15 protein-coding genes and 2 pseudogenes are annotated in these 18,586 nt (G+C 60.9%); 13 read left to right on the top strand and 4 right to left on the bottom strand.

What is annotated here, in order from left to right; all coding sequences use genetic code 11:
* Positions 1-18 precede the first annotated feature (18 nt).
* The 13 genes and pseudogenes from AC3IP0_RS10620 to AC3IP0_RS10560 all read left to right on the top strand — a co-directional run bounded on the left by AC3IP0_RS10620 (position 19) and on the right by AC3IP0_RS10560 (position 14,531).
* Positions 19-1,560: a UxaA family hydrolase gene (locus tag AC3IP0_RS10620; RefSeq protein ID WP_489327352.1), complete on the top strand. Its 1,542-nt coding sequence runs from the start codon at positions 19-21 to the stop codon at positions 1,558-1,560.
* A gap of 35 nt (positions 1,561-1,595) precedes the next feature.
* Positions 1,596-3,077: an NAD-dependent succinate-semialdehyde dehydrogenase gene (locus tag AC3IP0_RS10615; RefSeq protein ID WP_489327350.1), complete on the top strand. Its 1,482-nt coding sequence runs from the start codon at positions 1,596-1,598 to the stop codon at positions 3,075-3,077.
* Positions 3,078-3,111: 34 nt separating this feature from the next.
* On the top strand, positions 3,112-3,912 hold the full coding sequence (gene hpaI, locus AC3IP0_RS10610) for a 4-hydroxy-2-oxoheptanedioate aldolase (protein ID WP_116263401.1): 801 nt from the start codon (positions 3,112-3,114) through the stop codon (positions 3,910-3,912).
* A gap of 205 nt (positions 3,913-4,117) precedes the next feature.
* A pseudogene (locus AC3IP0_RS10605) lies at positions 4,118-4,216 on the top strand (LysR family transcriptional regulator); the annotation flags it as partial.
* A 381-nt stretch (positions 4,217-4,597) separates the two neighbouring features.
* Positions 4,598-5,131, top strand: a pseudogene (locus AC3IP0_RS10600) (GlxA family transcriptional regulator); the annotation flags it as partial.
* A gap of 451 nt (positions 5,132-5,582) precedes the next feature.
* Positions 5,583-6,635, top strand: coding sequence for an ABC transporter substrate-binding protein (locus AC3IP0_RS10595; RefSeq protein WP_489327347.1), 1,053 nt, complete (start codon positions 5,583-5,585; stop codon positions 6,633-6,635).
* A gap of 325 nt (positions 6,636-6,960) precedes the next feature.
* Positions 6,961-7,887 (top strand): ABC transporter permease, encoded by a 927-nt coding sequence (locus AC3IP0_RS10590; RefSeq protein ID WP_419709830.1) that lies wholly within the window; start codon positions 6,961-6,963, stop codon positions 7,885-7,887.
* On the top strand, positions 7,888-8,682 hold the full coding sequence (locus AC3IP0_RS10585; RefSeq protein ID WP_192308795.1) for an ABC transporter permease: 795 nt from the start codon (positions 7,888-7,890) through the stop codon (positions 8,680-8,682).
* 270 nt (positions 8,683-8,952) lie between these two features.
* Positions 8,953-10,413, top strand: a complete 1,461-nt coding sequence (locus tag AC3IP0_RS10580) for an NAD-dependent succinate-semialdehyde dehydrogenase (protein WP_489327346.1) — start codon at positions 8,953-8,955, stop codon at positions 10,411-10,413.
* A gap of 163 nt (positions 10,414-10,576) precedes the next feature.
* Entirely contained in the window at positions 10,577-11,665 is a 1,089-nt protein-coding gene (locus tag AC3IP0_RS10575; RefSeq protein ID WP_489327345.1) for an ABC transporter ATP-binding protein, read from the top strand.
* A gap of 262 nt (positions 11,666-11,927) precedes the next feature.
* On the top strand, positions 11,928-13,217 hold the full coding sequence (gene gabT / locus AC3IP0_RS10570) for a 4-aminobutyrate--2-oxoglutarate transaminase (RefSeq protein ID WP_489327343.1): 1,290 nt from the start codon (positions 11,928-11,930) through the stop codon (positions 13,215-13,217).
* A gap of 97 nt (positions 13,218-13,314) precedes the next feature.
* A complete protein-coding gene (locus tag AC3IP0_RS10565; RefSeq protein ID WP_489327341.1) occupies positions 13,315-14,001 on the top strand; it encodes an HAD family hydrolase in 687 nt (228 codons plus the stop codon).
* A 38-nt stretch (positions 14,002-14,039) separates the two neighbouring features.
* Positions 14,040-14,531, top strand: a complete 492-nt coding sequence (locus AC3IP0_RS10560) for an Lrp/AsnC family transcriptional regulator (RefSeq protein ID WP_489327340.1) — start codon at positions 14,040-14,042, stop codon at positions 14,529-14,531.
* Positions 14,532-14,640: 109 nt separating this feature from the next.
* Here AC3IP0_RS10560 and AC3IP0_RS10555 read toward each other — a convergent pair whose 3' ends face one another.
* The 4 genes from AC3IP0_RS10555 to AC3IP0_RS10540 all read right to left on the bottom strand — a co-directional run bounded on the left by AC3IP0_RS10555 (position 14,641) and on the right by AC3IP0_RS10540 (position 18,505).
* Positions 14,641-15,351: a cupin domain-containing protein gene (locus AC3IP0_RS10555; RefSeq protein ID WP_489327339.1), complete on the bottom strand. Its 711-nt coding sequence runs from the start codon at positions 15,349-15,351 to the stop codon at positions 14,641-14,643.
* 15 nt (positions 15,352-15,366) lie between these two features.
* On the bottom strand, positions 15,367-16,650 hold the full coding sequence (locus AC3IP0_RS10550) for an NAD(P)/FAD-dependent oxidoreductase (protein WP_489327338.1): 1,284 nt from the start codon (positions 16,648-16,650) through the stop codon (positions 15,367-15,369).
* A gap of 60 nt (positions 16,651-16,710) precedes the next feature.
* Positions 16,711-17,415, bottom strand: coding sequence for an HAD-IA family hydrolase (locus AC3IP0_RS10545; protein ID WP_489327336.1), 705 nt, complete (start codon positions 17,413-17,415; stop codon positions 16,711-16,713).
* 142 nt (positions 17,416-17,557) lie between these two features.
* A complete protein-coding gene (locus AC3IP0_RS10540; RefSeq protein WP_489327335.1) occupies positions 17,558-18,505 on the bottom strand; it encodes a LysR family transcriptional regulator in 948 nt (315 codons plus the stop codon).
* Positions 18,506-18,586 lie beyond the last annotated feature (81 nt).

The following is an 18,586-nucleotide window of genomic DNA, read 5'->3' as shown; positions in this document are numbered from 1 at the left end:
GGACGCCAGGATTGTTTCATGACGACTACCACGACCCATGCCACTCACAAACTGATACGTCTACACGCCAACGACAACGTCCTCGTCGCTCGCCAATTGATCGGCCTTGGAGACGAGCTGCCTGAACTGGGAGTACGCGTCCGGGCGCAAGTGCCGGCCGGGCACAAGATCGCTGCGCAGGACATCATGGCCGGTGAACCCGTGCGTAAGTACGACACGATCATCGGTGTCGCTTCGCGCAATATCATCAAGGGCGAGCACGTTCATTCCCACAACATCGCACTCATCGATTTCGACCGAGACCCAGGCTTCTGTCAGGATGTGCGCCCGGTGGACTATGTAGCGCCCGATAAACGCGCTACGTTCATGGGCATCGTGCGAGCAGACGGCCGTGTTGCCACGCGCAACTTCATCGGAATCCTTTCGTCGGTAAACTGCTCGTCGACCGTGATCAAGAAGATCGCCGAACACTTCACGCCCGAGCGGCTCGCCGCCTATCCGAACGTCGATGGCGTCGTAGCATTCGCCCAGACAAGCGGGTGTGGAATGTCGTCCCCAAGTTATCATTTCGACGTGCTGCAGCGCACCATCGCCGGGTATGCCCGCCATCCCAATCTGTCGGCTGTACTGATCGTCGGACTGGGTTGCGAGCGAAACCAAGTGGCCAGCCTCGTCGATTCTCAGCACCTGGTGCCCGATCGCAATCTGCGCACGTTCGTGATGCAGGATACCGGCGGCACGCGTGCAACCATCGCTCAAGGCATTGCAGCGATCGAAGCGATGCTGCCCGAAGCCAACGATATAAAGCGTGTCCCGGTCAGTGCGGCGCACCTGAAAATCGGACTGGAATGCGGCGGCTCCGATGGTTTTTCAGGCATCACCGCCAACCCGGCATTGGGGGCTGCGATGGATATTCTAGTGCGTCATGGCGGCACGGCCATTCTGTCCGAGACACCCGAGATCCACGGTGTGGAGTTCATGCTGACGCGACGTGCGATCAGTCCCGAGGTGGGCCAGAAGCTACTGGACCGCCTGGCCTGGTGGGAAGAATACACGCGAGGTCAGAATGGCCAGTTCAATGGCGTCGTAGGCCCCGGTAATCAGGCCGGTGGTCTGGCCAATATCTTCGAAAAATCGCTGGGGTCTGCCATGAAAGGCGGCACGACACCGTTGCAGGCGGTGTACGAGTACGCCGAGCCGATTGACAAGGCCGGGTTCGTGTTCATGGATTCACCGGGCTATGACCCTGTTGCCTCAACCGGTCAAATCGCCAGCGGTGCCAACCTCATTTGCTTCACAACGGGACGGGGCTCGATGTTCGGGAGCAAGCCGGCGCCAACGATCAAACTCGCCAGCAACACCCCGATGTTCACCCGTCTGGAAGAAGACATGGACATTAATTGCGGCCTCATTCTTGACGGTGAGCTGTCGGTTGAGCAGATGGGTGAGCGCATCTTCGAGCACATCCTGGAGGCCGCTTCAGGCGCCTCGACCAAGAGCGAATTGTTGGGGCTTGGGGATCACGAGTTCGTGCCCTGGCACCTGGGCATCGTCAGCTGATCCAACCCGTTTGCACACATTCAAGGAACCTCGGCATGAGCTTGAAACTGACCCGCAACGACCTGATTCGAACGCAGAATTTCATTGGTGGCCGTTGGTGCACCAGAGATCCAGAGGCGCTGCTATCTGTCACCAACCCCGCCGACGACAGCTATATCGCCCAAGTGCCCGACAGCAACGCCATTGACGCGCGTGAAGCCGTCGATGCCGCTCATTCGGCCTTTGCAGCCTGGCGCACCACCCCTGCCAAACAGCGCGCGCAACTGATCAAACGCTGGAACGATCTGATTCTTGAGCATCAGGAGGATCTGGCCAGGCTGATATCGCTGGAGCAGGGAAAACCCATCGCAGAGGGGCGCGGCGAAGTGGTCTACGCCGCCAGCTATGTCGAGTGGTTTGCCGAGGAGGCGACGCGCTCATATGGCGATGTGATCCCGGCGCCAGTCGCGGGTCGCCGCATGATTGCAATCAAGGAACCTGTTGGCGTGGTCGCTGCGATCACGCCCTGGAATTTTCCGGCGGCGATGATTGCCCGCAAGATCGCTCCAGCACTGGCGGCAGGTTGCACCGTCGTCTGCAAGCCGGCCGAAGACACGCCACTGACGTCCCTTGCGCTTGTGCGCCTGGCTGAGGAAGCAGGCTTTCCGGCAGGAACGCTGAACATCGTCACCGCTTCGCGGGAGCGTACACCCGAAGTGGTAGACGCCTGGCTGGCTGATTCACGGGTGCGCAAGATCACCTTTACAGGGTCGACGCCAGTGGGCAAGCACCTGGCCCGAATGTCGGCCGACACATTGAAAAAGTGCTCGCTTGAACTGGGTGGTAATGCCCCATTCATTGTTTTTGACGATGCGGACCTCGACGCTGCGGTGGACGGTCTGATGGTGTCCAAGTTTCGCAATGGCGGTCAGACCTGTGTGTGCCCCAACCGGATCTATGTGCAGAGCGCTGTGCACGACCAATTCGTTGAAAAGCTGGTGGCAAGGGTCAGCGCGCTGAAAGTCGGGCCAGCCTCCCATAGCGATTCTCAGATCGGTCCGATGATCAATGCGCGAGCCGTCGACAAGATCGCTCGCCATGTGGATGACGCTGTATCAAAAGGCGCAGAAATCGCCACTGGCGGTCGACGCATCCGCGAGGGTGTCGCCGACGGCCCGAACTACTACGCGCCCACTGTGTTGATCAATGCGACCCCGCAAATGGAGCTCTGTAATGAAGAGACATTCGGCCCCGTCGCACCGATTTTCCGGTTCACGACTGAAGCGCAAGTGATTGACCTGGCCAACGACACTCCATTCGGGTTGGCGGCCTACTTTTATACCCGGGACGTCAAACGCGTCTGGCGCGTGGCCGAGGCCCTGGAATCGGGCATCGTGGGCATCAACGAAGGCGCTCTCGCCGCAGAGGCCGCACCGTTTGGGGGTGTCAAAGAGTCGGGCTATGGCCGTGAGGGTTCACGCTACGGCCTGGAGGACTACATGCACATCAAATACCTTTGTCAGGGCGCCCTGAACTAGTTCCGACAAACACAACAGAGGAGTACAGGCAATCATGGGAAATCCGTTCAAGACCGCGCTTTCGCGAGGCGATAAGGTCATCGGTCTCTGGCTTTCACTGGCCAATTCCTACAGCGCCGAAATTTGCGCCACAGCAGGCTTCCAATGGTTGCTGATCGACGGTGAACACGCGCCAAATGACGTGCGGAGCACACTTGCACAGTTGCAGGCCGTTGCGCCTTATCCGGCCCATCCAGTGGCACGCACCGTCGATGGAAATCCGGCAATGATCAAACAGATGCTCGACATCGGCGTTCAAACGTTGCTCGTACCAATGGTCGATACCGCCGAGCAAGCCATCGCTCTGGCAGCCGCTACCCGCTACCCGCCGCAAGGCACAAGAGGCGTGGGTGCAGCGGCGGCTCGTGCCTCGCGCTGGGGAGGCTACACGGACTACCTGGAGACGGCCAACGACGATGTCTGCTTGTTGGTGCAGGCTGAATCCAGGGTTGCACTCGAGAACCTTGAAGCCATTTGCGCCGTCGAAGGCGTGCACGGCATTTTCATTGGGCCGGCTGATCTGGCCGCCTCAATGGGGCATCGTGGGCATCCTGAGCACCCTGAAGTGCAGCAGGCGATCGAGAAAGCCATACGCACCATCGTTGCCAGTGGCAAAGCCGCTGGCACTCTGACAGGCGATGCCAAACTCGCACGGCACTACCTCGAACTGGGGGCCACCTTCGTCGCAGTAGGGCTCGATCTGACGCTGCTGGCACGGGCGACCCGCGGATTGGCCAACGACTTCGGTCTCGGCGCTTTATCGGCACCCCCTGCAAGTGGCGCCTCACCCTACTGACTGCTCAGGGAAAGCTGTTCCATCAAGCCGCGGCATGGGTAGGTTGCTACCACGTCGCGCCCTGGAGGCAATGTCACCCAGCCCGCCACAGTACTTCGCCTTTCACCAGAGAGGTGAATCGATCGATGAGCAGTGCTGGGTAATGAAATCGAAGATCCCGCAAGCCAGCGCCACAATCTCCTGAATCGAGCCTTCCAAACAGGAGAAGGTCAGTGCAACCCTGTCGAGCAACGACGGGGAAGTGACCGTGAGTCTCGCGCTGGAGGGGCATGGGCTGATCCTGAGATCGCGCTGGGACGTGCAGCCGGGCGACGTCATGCTCTTGTACGGATTGAGCGTCCCCTATGGGTCATTGCCAACTTGAAGCGCAACGCGCTCAGTGAACGTCGCAACAGTCATTGGCTAGGGTTAGTGAGACTGATACCACGGTAGAGAAAGTGGGCAGAAATCGGACTAGACTGCGCCCGTAACGCATATTTGAGGGAGCCAGCAACCGATTCCAGCCGGGACCCGTCGCGTCTTTTTGTATCTCATCTTAAGAGCGTCATGTATTTCTGGCTGACTTCAGCCCCCAGCGATTCTGAAAGCGGTGAATTGATCAAAGACAATCAGGTCACCCGCTCATTTTCTGTGTTTTTAGCCGCCACGGGCGCCTCGCGGCAACCATTCCCCACATTACAGGCGCATGCAGGAGGCTTTCCCGCGAATCAGCATGAGCGCGAGCCTGTTTACCCTCGACCGCAGCCGGTTCACCAGCTTTGGCGGAACGGCGCCCATGGATATGATGCTGCACCTGATCGGTCGCGATCACGGTTGCAAATTGTCTGCGGACATATCGGAGACTTTCGTCTACGAGTGCATCAACGAACAGGATCATCAGCGCGTGCCGCTCAAGCATGTACTGGACACCCATCAAACGAAACTGCAGGAAATCGTCGCGTTGATGGAGGCCAACCTCGAGGAACCGATCGATCTGGATCACCTCGTGCAAATGTGGACCTGTCACGTCTAAAGCTGGAGCGCTCGCTTCAGAAATACCTGAACTGCGCACCATCACGTTATTACCTGCGGCTACGCCTCATTCGAGCGCGGCAGTTGCTCAAGCAAACGTCGATGTCGATCATCGAGCTGACGGCCGCCTGCGGTTTTGTATTCACACCCCACTTTTCCGAATGCTATCGCGGGTACTTCGGTGTATCGCCGAGCGACGAGCGCTGCAGCTCAGGCGCCAGTCGCAAGCCCGCCATGCCTGCCATCGCTCAACCGTGATGGGTGCAACCGGTCACAGCGTTCGACCAGGCACGAAACGAATCGACATTTGCGAGCGTCCGCATGAGCCCGCGCCCCACAAACTAGATAGACGCCCCACGCCGATGCCGCCCCGGAGATTGACCGTTAACACGCCGGAACGCCACGCCAAATACCGCATCGGATAGATACCCCAGCGGAGCCGCTACGGACGAGACGCTCTCGACGCTCTCCCCCAGCACTCGACGCACGAAATACCGTGACCGTTCCGATTTTCGCAATAAACAGCTTTTCATCCGCAAATTTATAGCCGCTTCCTTCATGGACAAGCCGGTACATTAGACCTTCATGGTCCCGCAGAGCGACCGACAACAAAACCTACAGCTCGCCCAAGAAATCTGCCAACCATTCGGAGTCTTTCCATGAGCACATTGCGCACCACAGCTTTCAAACTCGCGAGCCTGGCCCTGTTAATCGGTGGCGCCACCCAGGCCATGGCCGAGGACATCACATTCGTTTCCCAGGGCGGTGCCTATCAGGAAGCACAGAGCAAGGCGATTCTCGAGCCGGCCGCGAAAAAACTCGGCCTGACGCTCAAGCAGGACAGTTCACCGAAGGCCTACCCGATCATCAAGACCCAGGTCGAAAGCGGCAAAGTCACCTGGGACGTGGTCGACTTGCCCACTGGGGATTGCATCCGGGGCGAGGCCGAAGGCCTGTTCGAGAAGCTCGACCTGTCCCTGATTCCCAACGCCGCGCAGATACCCGACAGCCTCAAGGACGAATACAGCGTCGGCTATATCAGTTACTCCACGGTGCTGGCGTATCGCACGGACGCCTTCAAAGGCGACAACGTACCCAAAACCTGGGCCGACTTCTGGGACACCAAGAAGTATCCGGGCCAGCGCTCCCTGCGCAATTTGCCGCGCCCGACCCTGGAAATCGCGTTATTGGCGGACGGTGTGCCGGTGGACAAGCTCTACCCGCTGGACGTTGATCGCGCCTTCAAGAAGCTCGAACAGATCAAGCCCGACATTGCCACTTGGTGGACATCCGGCGGGCAGTCGGCGCAACTGATCAGCGACGGCGAAGTGGACATGATTCAGGCATGGAACGGCCGTATCACTGCCGTTCAGGCCGCAGGCGCGCCGGTGGCCTTCGATTACAACCAGGGCGTACTGGAAACCAACTCACTGTGCGTACTCAAGGGTTCCCCGCATAAGGTGGCGGCGATGAAGTTCGTCAACGAAGCCATCGATGCGAAGCTCCAGGCGGTGCTGCCGATGATCATCGACTACGGCCCACTGAACCCCGAGGCGTTCAAGACCGGCGTGATCCCGGCCGAGCGCGAGGCCAAGCTGCCGTCCTCTCCCGAGAACATCTCCCGCCAGGCCCTGCTCTCGGCGCAATGGTGGGCCTCTCAGGATGGGGTCAAGGCAGAAGAGCGCTGGCTGGCCTTCGTCCAGAAAAAGTAACAGCCGATTGTCGCTACGCCGCAGGCCAAACGCCTCGGCGCAGGACATGCCGTCTGCCTCCCCGATTTCGACATAAAGCACTTCGGCGCCGGCCAATTCCACCCGCTTCGTTCGTTGGCATCCCGGTACATTAGGCCTGAGGGTCCCGCAGAGTGACCTGTGCAGACAACTCGCGCTCGCCCTAAGTACCTGCCCACCATTGGGAGTTCTTTACATGACACTATCCGAGAACCGCACCTTGCAGTCCGCGAGGACGATTGCCACCGCCAGCACTGTCCGCCAGCGCTGGATTCCCTCCAGCCCCCTACAGTGACGAGAGGTCTTTATGTCAAACGCCTATCTCGCCAAATCCATGCCCGACTCCAGCGACCAGCCTCAGCCGCCTTTGACCAGCGAAGACGCCCTGGCCCGCGAAGAACGCAAGGAACACACCTCGATGCTGTTGTTGCTCACCCCCGCGCTGGTGATGGTGGTGGTGCTGTTGATCATGCCGCTGTGCTGGCTGGCCTTGCAGTCAGTCCAGACCGAGGAAGGGTTTTCCCTGGCCAACTACATCCGGATTTTCCAGGAAACCATCTACTGGGACACCTTCGCCCTGACCTTCAAGATCAGCTTCATGGTGACCATCCTGTCGATCGTGATGGGCTTCCCCATCGCCTACGCCGCCTCGCGCCTGCAGGGTTTCTGGGCCAACCTGATCCTGATCTGCGTGATCCTGCCGTTCTGGACCAGCGTGCTGGTGCGTGCCTATGCCTGGCTGGTGTTGTTGCAACGCCGCGGGCTGGTCAACCAGACGCTGATGGACCTGGGCATCATCGACCAACCCCTGACGCTGATGCACAACACCACCGGCACAGTGATCGGCACCCTGCACGTGATGCTGCCGTTCATGGTCCTGCCGCTGTATTCGGTGATGAAGAAGATTCCCCAGGACCTCATGCAAGCCTCGGAAAGCCTGGGCGCAAAACCCTTCTACACCTTCCGCCGCGTGTTCCTGCCAATGGCTGCGCCCGGGATCATGGCCGGTTCGATCCTGGTCTTCGTCATCTGCTTGGGCTTCTTCATCACCCCTGAACTGCTCGGTGGCGGTCGCACGATCCTGGTGTCGATGCTGGTGCAACGCAACGTCGAGCTGTACCACGCATGGGGCGCCGCCAGTGCTGTCGGCCTGGTGCTGCTGTTCGTGGTGTTCCTGATTTTCTGGGGCATCAACCGCTTCATTCCCATCGAACGCATTCTGGGAGCTCGCTAAATGAACCTGCTTGCCAACCTGCGTCACCTGCGCCTGTCACACGTGCTGTTCACCGTCGTGGTCGCGGTGATCCTGCTGTACCTGATCATCCCGGTGTTGATCGTGGTACCCATGTCGTTTTCCGAAGCTCGCTTCCTGCAGTTCCCGCCCAAGCAATGGTCTTTCCATTGGTACGAGGCGTTCTTCAACAGTGTGGAGTGGATGTCGGCGGCACGGGTCAGCCTGATCACGGCATTTTTCACCATGGCGATCAGCCTGCCGATCGGCATGGCGGCCGCCTACGCCATCAACAACTCGAGCCTGAAGGTGGTGCGCACGCTGCAGATCATTCTGCTGCTGCCGATGATGGTGCCGATCATCCTGATCGCGGCCGGCGTGTTCTTCGTCTATGCCCGGGTCGGCCTGATCAGCACGCTGACCGGGCTGGTGCTGGCGCACATCATGCTCGCCCTGCCCTATGTGATCATCGCGCTGCTGGCCGGCTTGCGTAATTTCGACATGTCGCAGGAAATGGTGGCGCGCAGCCTGGGCATGAACCGCTTCCGGGCGTTCATGGCCGTGACCCTGCCGCAGATCAAGCCGAGCGTGGTGTCGGCCACGCTGTTCGCCTTCATCACCTCGCTGGATGAAACCGTGGTGGCCTTGTTCATTTCCGGTGGCGACAACCAGACTCTGACCAAGCGCATGTTCACGGCGCTGCGTGACGAGATCGATCCGACCATTGCCGCCATCAGCTCGATCCTGATCCTGGCCTCCTTGATCCTGGTGGTGATCGCAGGACGCAACAAGCAGTAATCGCTTCCGCAGAAACGCCTTTGCCCGCCTGGGCGGTGCGCCGGACATTGATGATGTCCGGCGCACCGCCCAGGCGGGCAAAGGCGTTTCCGGGGGGTCATTGCGTAGCGGTCGATCACGCGCCACCCGGCCATTTCCAGCCCCAGCACAGCCTGCCGTCACGCGCCTGATTTCAGCATCTATCACCCGTGCGCAGGCTCATCTCGGCATCGGCCACTGGACGGGGCTTTTTACAATGGACCCATCGTTCGCACCCTCGAGGCCCTGATCATGTTGAAAAACCAACTGCGTGACCCTTCCCTGCTTGTCGAACGCGCCTACGTCAACGGCGCCTGGATCGAGGCCGATGACGGCGCGACGATCGACGTGACCAACCCCGCCGATGGCAGCGTGATTGCCCGAGTCCCGGCGTTGCAGGCCGCTGAAACCCGCCGCGCAATCGAGGCCGCGCAAGCGCGCTTCAGCACCTGGCGCGAAGTGCCTGCCGCCGAACGCGCGCGCTATCTGGAGGTGTGGTTCAGCCTGATCATGGAAAACCAGGAAGACCTGGCGCTGATCATGACCACCGAACAAGGTAAACCGCTGACCGAGTCCCGCGGAGAAATCGCCTACGGCGCCAGTTTCGTCAAGTGGTTCGCCGAGGAAGCCCGGCGCATCTATGGCGACACGATTCCTTCTCCTGCCGCCGACCGGCGCATTCTGGTGCTCAAGCAACCCATAGGCGTCGTCGCGGCCATCACCCCCTGGAACTTTCCGAACGCGATGATCACCCGCAAATGTGCGCCAGCCCTGGCGGCCGGTTGCACGGTATTGGTCAAGCCATCGGAGATGACCCCGCTGTCGGCCCTGGCGCTGGCGGTACTGGCTGAACGCGCGGGCATCCCGGCCGGCGTGTTCAACGTCCTGACCGGCCTGCCTGCCGGGGTCGGCGGCGAGATGACCGCCAACCCCGATGTGCGCAAGCTGTCGTTTACCGGTTCCACCCGGATCGGTCAGTTGCTGATGAGCCAGTGCGCCGCCACTATCAAGCGCCTGAGCCTGGAACTGGGCGGCAACGCGCCGTTCATTGTCTTCGACGACGCTGACCTTGACCTGGCCATCGCCGGCGTCATGCAAAGCAAGTTCCGCAACGCCGGCCAGACCTGCGTCTGCGCCAACCGCATCCTCGTGCAGGACGGCATCTACGACCGTTTCGCCGAACGCCTGAGCGCTGCCGTGGCCCAGTTGAAAGTCGGCGACGGCCTGCAAAGCGGTGTCACCATCGGGCCATTGATCAACGCCGCCGCCGTGGACAAAGTGGCACGGCACATCAACGACGCGCTGGAGAAAGGCGCGAGCATCGCCATCGGTGGCGCTCCTCAAGGCGAGGGGCTGTATGTGCAGCCGACCGTGCTGCGCGATGCCAACGCCGACATGCTGCTGGCCACGGAAGAAACCTTCGGCCCGGTGGCTCCGCTGTTTCGCTTCAAGGATGAGGCCGAGGCTCTGACCCTGGCCAATGCCACGCCCTACGGTCTCGGCGCGTACTACTTCACCCAGGACATGCGCCGCGCCTGGCGCGTGGGTGAGCGCCTGGAGTTCGGCATGGTCGGGCTCAACACCGGGATCATCTCTATGGAGGTAGCGCCCTTCGGTGGCATGAAGCAATCGGGCACCGGCCGCGAAGGCTCCAAGTATGGGCTGGACGAGTTTCTTGAGGTCAAGGCCTGGCACATCGGCGGCCTGGACTGATCGAGGCGGCAGGCGTAAAGCAGCCTGTAGCCCCCCCACACGCGCCGGACAGCAGATCCTGTTGGTCCGGCGCCCCAAAACGGCACGAATCAGGCCTGCGCCTGTGTTCAGATAACCAGCAGGCTTATCGGGCAATCCCTGGTTCTACAGAGGACGACGCTTCATGAATTTCACTGAAGGTTTTGAATCGGTCAGCGTTAACAAGGTGTGCAAGCACTACGGCAACCTCAAGGCTTTGAACAACGTGGACCTCAAGGTCGAAGCCGGGGAATTCATGTCATTGCTGGGCCCGTCCGGTTCGGGCAAAACCACCTTGCTGAGCATTCTGGGTGGGTTCATCCGGGTCAGTTCCGGCAGCATTTTATTCGGCGAGCGCGACGTCACCCTGATGCCGCCGCACAAGCGCGAAATCGGCGTGGTGTTTCAGAACTACGCGCTGTTCCCGCACATGACCGTTGGCGAAAACGTGGCCTTTCCGCTGCGTGCCCGTGGCGAAAGCGCCAACAAAAGCCGCAACCGGGTCAAGAGCGCCCTGGCGACCGTGGAGCTGTCGGGCTATGAAGACCGCAACATCGCGGCGCTGTCTGGCGGGCAACGCCAGCGCGTGGCCCTGGCCCGCGCCATCGTCTTCGAACCCAAGCTGATCCTGATGGACGAGCCGCTGTCGGCCCTGGACAAGCAACTGCGCGAAATCATGCAAATCGAGCTGCGTGCCCTGCACAAGCGCCTGGGCGCCACCATGATCTACGTGACCCACGATCAGCGCGAAGCCCTGACCATGAGCGACCGTATCGCAATCATGCGCGGTGGCCAGCTGGTGCAGGTCGATACACCGCGCCGCCTGCACGATCACCCGGCCGATGATTTCGTCGCCAGCTTCATCGGCGAGAGCACCCTGGTGCCGCTGCAACGCAGCGCGGACAACGGCTTGACCCTGGGCAACACGGCCCTGCGTACCACCCGCCCGGTGCCGGCATCGGGGGATGTATTCCTGGCCCTGCAATCAGAAAAACTGCTGCTGGACAACGACAGTTCGGGACCGGAATGGAACCGCCTGCGTGGCCGTGTGGCCGACATCGTTTTCCAGGGCGAAAGCTTGAAAGTGTTCGTCAACCTCGAAGGCGGACCAACGGTTAGCCTGCGCCAACCCAGCCATCACGAAGGCAACCTCAGCCTGCCGCCCATTGGCGCGCCCATGATGATGCGCCTGCACCCGGAAGACACCATCGTCGTGCCACGCGCCGGGGTTTGATTCACCCAGAACATTTCGGCCCGTAGCAGCACGGCTTGTCGGCATTTGCGATGCAAGGTCCCGCCGACAAACCGTTCTGCCACGGGCCGATGTCGTTTCTGGCACAAACGATACCCGGCGCCCTGCGAAGCGAAATATTTCGTCACACCCCTGCAAAACAGTCGATCACTGCGCCCGACACCCCAAGTTCAGCGCTTGTGGTTCCGGGCAATCCTTATCCTGATGACATCACCCGCCACCTTCGGCATTCACGGAGATAGAGATGAATTCTGCACTGACTGAAAACCAACGCCTGCTGGCCTTGCGCGAACACCATGTACCGCGTGGTATCGCCACCGCCCACCCGGTTGTCGCGGCGCGCGCCCAGGGGGCCGAACTGTGGGATGTCGATGGCAAGCGTTACCTGGACTTCGTTGGCGGCATTGGCGTGCTCAACGTCGGCCATAACCATCCGAAGGTGGTCGAGGCCGTGCGTCGGCAGGTCGGCGAGATCTCCCACGCCAGCTTCCAGGTGGTGGCTTACGAGAACTACATTCAGGTGGCCGCCCGCCTGAACAAACTGATCGGCGGCGACGCCCACTACAAAAGCGTGCTGTTCACCTCCGGTGCCGAAGCCGTCGAAAACGCGGTGAAGATCGCCCGTGGCTACACCAATCGTACGGCTGTGATTTCCTTCCGCGGCGGCTTCCACGGCCGTACCCTGCTGGGCGTAACCCTGACCGGCATGAGCCAGCCCTACAAGCAGAACTTCGGCCCCTTCCCCGCCGAGATCTATCACGCCACCTACCCCAACGCCTATCGCGGTGTCAGCAGCGATCACGCGCTGGCCGAATTGGATGAGCTGTTCGCCACCGACGTGGCGCCGGACCGTGTCGCCGCGATCATCATCGAACCGGTCCAGGGCGATGGCGGCTTCCTCGCCGCGCCCAAGGAATTCCTGCAAGCCCTGCGCGCCCGCTGCACTCAGCACGGCATCGTGCTGATTCTCGACGAGATCCAGGCGGGTTTCGGCCGTACCGGCACGATGTTCGGTTTCCAGCATGCCGACATCCAGCCTGACCTGGTGACCGTCGCCAAGAGCCTGGCCGGTGGCATGCCGCTGTCTGGCGTGGTCGGTCGCGCCGAGATCATGGATGCGCCGACCCCGGGCGGCCTGGGCGGCACCTATGGTGGCAACGCCGTAGCTTGTGCCGCGGCGCTGGCCGTGCTGGACCTGTTCGAAGAGCAGGATCTGCTGGCACAGGGCGAGACACTGGCGGCACAACTGAATGAAGGGTTGCTGGCCCTGCAGAAACGTTACCCGAGAATCGGCGACGTGCGCGGCCTGGGCTTCATGCAGGCGATCGAAATGGTCGCCGACGATGCTGCCCGCAGCCCCAATGCCGCACTGGCGCAAAAGGTCATCGATGAAGCCCGGCACGCCGGTTTGCTGGTGATCAAGTGCGGTGTGCATCGCAACGTGGTGCGCTTCCTCGCGCCGCTGGTGACCACGCAGGAGCAAGTGGCAGAAGCCTTGCAGATGCTCGAAAAAGCGTTGGCCGCCGCCTGCTGAACGCAGTAACGGTAACACCCGGCCCGACCTGCCCCGGCAGTGTCGGGCCCCGGGTTGAATCATGATGGAACCGGCATGGCCTACTCAGGAGCAAGTCATGAGAGTCACCCATTACAAGGCATTGGGCCTGTCATTCGGCACGTTGGTTGACCGCGAACGGGGCATTCTCGAAGGCCTGCGACCGCTGGCAGTGCAAAGTGAATCCAGCGCCAGCGATGCGCAGTTGCTCAGCACTTACCGACAGGTGGCGCAAGAGCTTGCTAGCAGTGCACCGCAGATCAGCGCAGCCGCTTTCCACGGCCAGCTTTACCAACGTGTGGCGCAACAATTGCACGTCATTCCGGGCTGGGATGAAAGTGTGGCATTCAGTAGCTCTTCATTCCTGTGGCCGATTTTTGAAGACGCGCCCGGTGCCCTTCAGTACCTGGGCAAGTTCTACCGTTTGATACTGATCGCCCCACCCCAGGGTATCGATGTACTTGCCCTGGCACGTCGCCTGCCGGTCGAATTCGATGCGATCATCGAACCCAGCGATAAGGATTGGCACAACAGCCTGGAGAGCGAGTTGCATCGCCTGGGGCTGGAGCGTTCGGAACTGTTACCGGTGCGCAGCACGGAAAGCGATGACCCGTGGAACGAGCGGGTGGATTTTCCGGTCTGCACACTCCGTCGCGGCCATGACCAGCCGTGGAACCATTCGCCTCAGGCAATGGACGGCAAGCGCTGTGAGTACGCCAGCCTCGCTGACCTGGCCCATGCCCATCAAAAGGCATTGCACGCCTGAGTACGACGGCCCTGATTTGACATTGCGAGGACTGATCAATGGACGCTGCAACCAAGCTCGACCGTATCGACATCAACATCCTGGTCCAATTGCAGAAGGACGGGCGCATGACCAACGTCAGCCTTGCCGAAGCCGTTGGACTGTCGCCCAGCCCTTGCCTGCAACGCGTCAAACGCCTGGAGACCGCCGGGTACATCAGCGGCTATGAAGCCCACGTCAATCTGGCCAAGTTCGCCAACTCGGTGACCGTGTTCACCGAAATGACCCTCTCGGACCACAAGCGGGCCGACTTCGTGAAATTCGAATCAAGCATCCGCAACATCGACGAAGTGCTGGAGTGCCACTTGATCAGCGGCGGCTACGACTACCTGGTGCGCTTCCTGTGCAGCAGCATTCAGCACTATCAGGAGCTGATGGAATCGATCCTCGACAAGAACATCGGCATCGAGAAGTACTTCAGCTATATCGTGATCAAATCGCCCGTGGTCAAGAGCACCGTGCCACTGCGTAGCCTCGTTCGGGCGGTATAAAACAAAACCTGCAGCCGTGCGGCTTGCCGTGGATGGTGATCACAGGATCGCTATCGCTGGCAAACCGCGCGGCTGCAGATCAAGTTGACCCGGCAGCGCCCCTCCCCACTTACGACAGAATGCAGAACACCTTGCGCACGGTCTCTTCGCTGGTCCACGCATTGGTGGCGCCCTTGGGCACGATCACCGTTTCTCCCGCCCGCACATGATGGCTGTCGCCTTGCTCGGCCTGCAGGGTCACCGAACCTTCCAGGATAAACATCAGCTCGCTGTAACTCGGCTCGACCTGCTTGCGAGCGTACGCCTCGCATTGCCACAGCCCGATGCGCAGGTTACCGGCGCTGAACAGGGTTTCGCTCCAGGCTTTCGGCGTGGCGGTCAACAGCACATTGGCAGCCGGCGGATTCGTCGGTGCTAGCGGTTGGGAGAGATCGATCCTGATGGGAGCCCCGGGCATGCCAGTACTGGCTGAAAGCCCCGGAAACACCATGAACAGCCGGCGCAGTTGCCCACGATGCTGCCAGCGCAACTTGACGCCACGGGGCACGACGAAACAATCCCCCGCCGTCAGTTGCAGATCGAACCCCTCACCCTGCAAACGCAACTCGCCGGCTTCAATCACACCCAGCTCAACCCAGGGAAACGCCTCGATCAGCAGGTTCGCCCCCGTGCTGGTACTGCTGCCGGCCGCATAGCCCTGCACCGGGTCGTGGAAGTTGATGACGCGACCGGCTGCCAGTGGATCGCCCTGCAGGGCGAAGGGTGCGCAGGGCAATTGGCGATCGGTATGGGGGTGAGTGAAATGCAGAATCGGTGGCATACGCTTAACGCTCGCTCATCGGCCGATGACATCTAGGAATTGCTGCCAGCCCGCCGCCAGGCGCACGCCCGGCGCACGGAAGGCATGCAGAGGAATGGGATTGAAATGCTCGCCAGCCAGCAAGCCGAGCTCGACCTTCTCGCCCGCCGTCATGGCGGCCAGTTGCCTGCCCATCCAGGTCGACATCGCGACCCCGCCACCGTTGTAGCCAATGGCGTAGTAGCTGCGCTCATCGAGCTGCCCGGCATGGGGAAGGTAATCCAGGGTCATCGCCACCAGGCCCGACCAGCTATAGGCGATGGCCTGGTCGCGCAGAATCGGGAAAACATCGATCATGCTGCGCTGTAAAGCGTCGAACGCGCTTTGTGAGTCGTCCTTGCCGAAAGCGCCCCGCCCGCCAAAAATCAAGCGATCGCCGATGACGCGGAACCAGCGCAACATGCGCTTGGTGTCACCACACACCTGCCCGCCCGGCATGATCGCAGTGAGGATGTGCGGTGGCAGGGGCTCAGTGGCGATGATTGCACTGCGGAACGGAATCAACCGCCGATGCAGCGTATCGGTGGCGCGGGTCTGGTTGGAATAACCGTTGGTGGCGTAGATCACGTGCCTGGCACTGACCCGCCCTTGCGGCGTCTGCACGATCACCCGGTCACCTTCGCGACGGACCTGCCCGGCCGGGCTGTTGATAAAAATTTTCACGCCATGGTCGACCAGGTGGCGAGCCATGCCGCGCGCGTAATTCAAAGGATGGATACCGCCGGCCTTAGGTGTCAGCAAGCCGCCGGAAAAGATCGTCGAACCGGTCATTTCCCGCACCTGGTCGGCCGAGATCATCTGTGATGATGTGCCGCCGGTTTCGCGTTTGATCCAGTTCGCGGTGGACTCCAGTGCGCCCAGCGCATGGACGTTGTGCGCAGCAGCGATATGCCCGCCCAGATGCAGCTCGGCACCGGTCAGGCCGAGGGTGTCGACCATTTCCACCAGGCTGTCCACCGCCGCGTAACCGGTGCGGTACATCTGCAACGCGGTGTCGCGGCCAAAGCGCGACATGAGCGTGGGAAAGCCCACCCGAAACTTCGGTGACACCACGCCACCGTTACGTCCGCTGGCGCCCCATGCCAGGGTATTGGCCTCGACGATGAGTGGCTCGCGGCCACTGCGGGCAATGTGATGGGCTGCCGAGAGGCCGGTGTAACCCGCACCGATGATCACCACGTCGCACTGCCGCTCGCCTTCCAGGGATTGCAGCGCGGGTGCCGGTTGGGCGGTGGCCGCCCATAAGCTCTGAACAGTCATGCCAGCCTCTCAACTCAATAAGGATTGGCGCTCACGGCCAAGACCCGAGCGCCGTGGGGATCAACCCAGCTCTTTCTCGACCGCGTCAGCCAATTGCGCCAGCGAGGTGAAGTGGTAATGCGGCTCGGTGCGTTCCGATTCAAGGGTGCCGCCGGTGCCTTTCTGGGCAAAACGACGCTCGATCCAGCAGGTCTGGTAACCCAGGCGCATGGCCACGCCAATGTCGTGGTACTGGCTCTGGGCAACGTGCAGGATGTTTTCGAACAGGATGCCCTGGGTCGCCAGCACACCCCGGGTGTAGGCAAAGAACTGCGGATCAGGCTTCTCGAAACGCACGTCGTCAACGGTGACCCGCACGTCGAACGGTTGGTCGAGGGTTTCAGCCATGTAGTTCAAGGCCCAGATCTGCGAGTTGGTGGTGGCCACCAGCTTGAAGTGTTTGCGCAAACGCTTGAGTGCTTCGACCGAATCAGGGAACGCCGGGAAGTTCTTCACAGACTGCGCCAGGCCTTTGGCGTAGTCGTCGTTGTCCGGCAGCCCCAGTTTGGAGGCGATGACGTGGTAGCAACGCTCCAGGTCATCCGGCCACCAGCCCGAATCGCTCGAGGCGCGGGCCTCGCGATAGGCTTTGAGGATGTCGTCGTCGCTGCGGACCTTGCCCGCTTCACCCGCGACTTCGCGCACATGGGCCAGGATTCCGGCTTCGAAATCGATGAGGGTACCGACAACGTCAAACGTCAGGGCTTTGAACTGTTTGAAAGACATAGGGCGCTCCGCAGGAAAAGTCGTAAGGGTGAAACTGACTGGACAGGCCCATTATCTGCCCGCCTTCTCGCGAAATATTCTGTTTTGCCCTACCCCAGAGGCATAACCTACTGTTTTTTTACTCGACGTGCCGCACCTGTGCTCAATGGGTCGATTCCAGGGTGGCAAGCAACCCCAGATGAGGGTAAAGAGCGTCGATCCTGATCATGTCCTCGTGCATCTCTTCGATGATCCAGTCACGCACGCTTTCCACGATCGGGCGCACCGGGCGATTGGCCGGAACGACCAGGCAGCAACGCCTGGAATTGACCCGAAAGGCGTCCGTCGCCGGCACCAGCTCACCCTTGCACAGGGAGTTCGAAACCACGTTCAACCACCCCAGCGCCATGCCCTGGCCCAACAAGGCGGCCTGCACCACCACGGCATAATCGGAGAACACCAGCGCGTTGTCGGCGCGTCCCGGCGTCTCGAAAGCGGCGGCCCAACCGCGATCCTGGTTGTCCATGCTGATCAGCGTCGGCACCTGTTTCTTGCCCTTGCCCTGAACGACATCGGCCAGGTACTGGGCGTTGCACACCGGCAGGGTTATTTCCGGAATAACCAGTGTATCCATGGCTTTCAGGCTACCTGCTTCCAGATAACGCATGCCTAGGTCGACGTCCACCAGGGGGCCGCCGATCCTGCCGGACATCAATTGATAGCGCATGTCGACGGTGGGGAATCGCTGGCTGAAACGACTCATGCGCGGCATCAGCCAGTGGGTGGTGAACGCCGTGGACACCGACAGCGTCACGGTCTCGATCCCCGTCGCCCGAGCCTCGATCTCACTGATGGCCGACTCGATGGTACTGAAGCCTTCCTGCACGCGGCGGTACAAAATGCTGCCGCTTTCAGTCAGCCTCGCCCCGCCGCGAACACGCTCGAAAAGCTGCACGCCGAGGTGCTCCTCCAGACGCGACAACATGCGACTCACGGCCGGTTGGCTGACGCACAGTTCATCCGCCGCCCGGGTGAAGCTGCCACATCGAGCGGCCGCTTCGAAGACGAATAACGAGCTGGAGCTGGGGACCTTGCGACGAAGATTAGACATAACCTGAGTTTATGCCTGGCACAACTATTAGTAAATTGTCCCGAACAAAATTCCCCGCCTATTCTGGTGAGCGGCTGCGTA

The organism is Pseudomonas sp. GL_103 (genome assembly GCF_057835175.1).
Note: the sequence above shows the minus strand (reverse complement) of the source record. Positions and strands in the feature narration are given on the sequence as shown.

Coding starts and splice junctions, on each gene's coding strand:
- AC3IP0_RS10620 (WP_489327352.1), top strand. CDS start 19: ATGACGACTACCACGACCCATGCCACTCACAAACTGATACGTCTACAC.
- AC3IP0_RS10565 (WP_489327341.1), top strand. CDS start 13,315: ATGAGAGTCACCCATTACAAGGCATTGGGCCTGTCATTCGGCACGTTG.
- AC3IP0_RS10560 (WP_489327340.1), top strand. CDS start 14,040: ATGGACGCTGCAACCAAGCTCGACCGTATCGACATCAACATCCTGGTC.
- AC3IP0_RS10550 (WP_489327338.1), bottom strand. CDS start 16,650: ATGACTGTTCAGAGCTTATGGGCGGCCACCGCCCAACCGGCACCCGCG.
- AC3IP0_RS10555 (WP_489327339.1), bottom strand. CDS start 15,351: ATGCCACCGATTCTGCATTTCACTCACCCCCATACCGATCGCCAATTG.
- hpaI (WP_116263401.1), top strand. CDS start 3,112: ATGGGAAATCCGTTCAAGACCGCGCTTTCGCGAGGCGATAAGGTCATC.
- AC3IP0_RS10585 (WP_192308795.1), top strand. CDS start 7,888: ATGAACCTGCTTGCCAACCTGCGTCACCTGCGCCTGTCACACGTGCTG.
- AC3IP0_RS10595 (WP_489327347.1), top strand. CDS start 5,583: ATGAGCACATTGCGCACCACAGCTTTCAAACTCGCGAGCCTGGCCCTG.
- AC3IP0_RS10545 (WP_489327336.1), bottom strand. CDS start 17,415: ATGTCTTTCAAACAGTTCAAAGCCCTGACGTTTGACGTTGTCGGTACC.
- AC3IP0_RS10575 (WP_489327345.1), top strand. CDS start 10,577: ATGAATTTCACTGAAGGTTTTGAATCGGTCAGCGTTAACAAGGTGTGC.
- AC3IP0_RS10580 (WP_489327346.1), top strand. CDS start 8,953: ATGTTGAAAAACCAACTGCGTGACCCTTCCCTGCTTGTCGAACGCGCC.
- AC3IP0_RS10590 (WP_419709830.1), top strand. CDS start 6,961: ATGTCAAACGCCTATCTCGCCAAATCCATGCCCGACTCCAGCGACCAG.
- gabT (WP_489327343.1), top strand. CDS start 11,928: ATGAATTCTGCACTGACTGAAAACCAACGCCTGCTGGCCTTGCGCGAA.
- AC3IP0_RS10615 (WP_489327350.1), top strand. CDS start 1,596: ATGAGCTTGAAACTGACCCGCAACGACCTGATTCGAACGCAGAATTTC.
- AC3IP0_RS10540 (WP_489327335.1), bottom strand. CDS start 18,505: ATGTCTAATCTTCGTCGCAAGGTCCCCAGCTCCAGCTCGTTATTCGTC.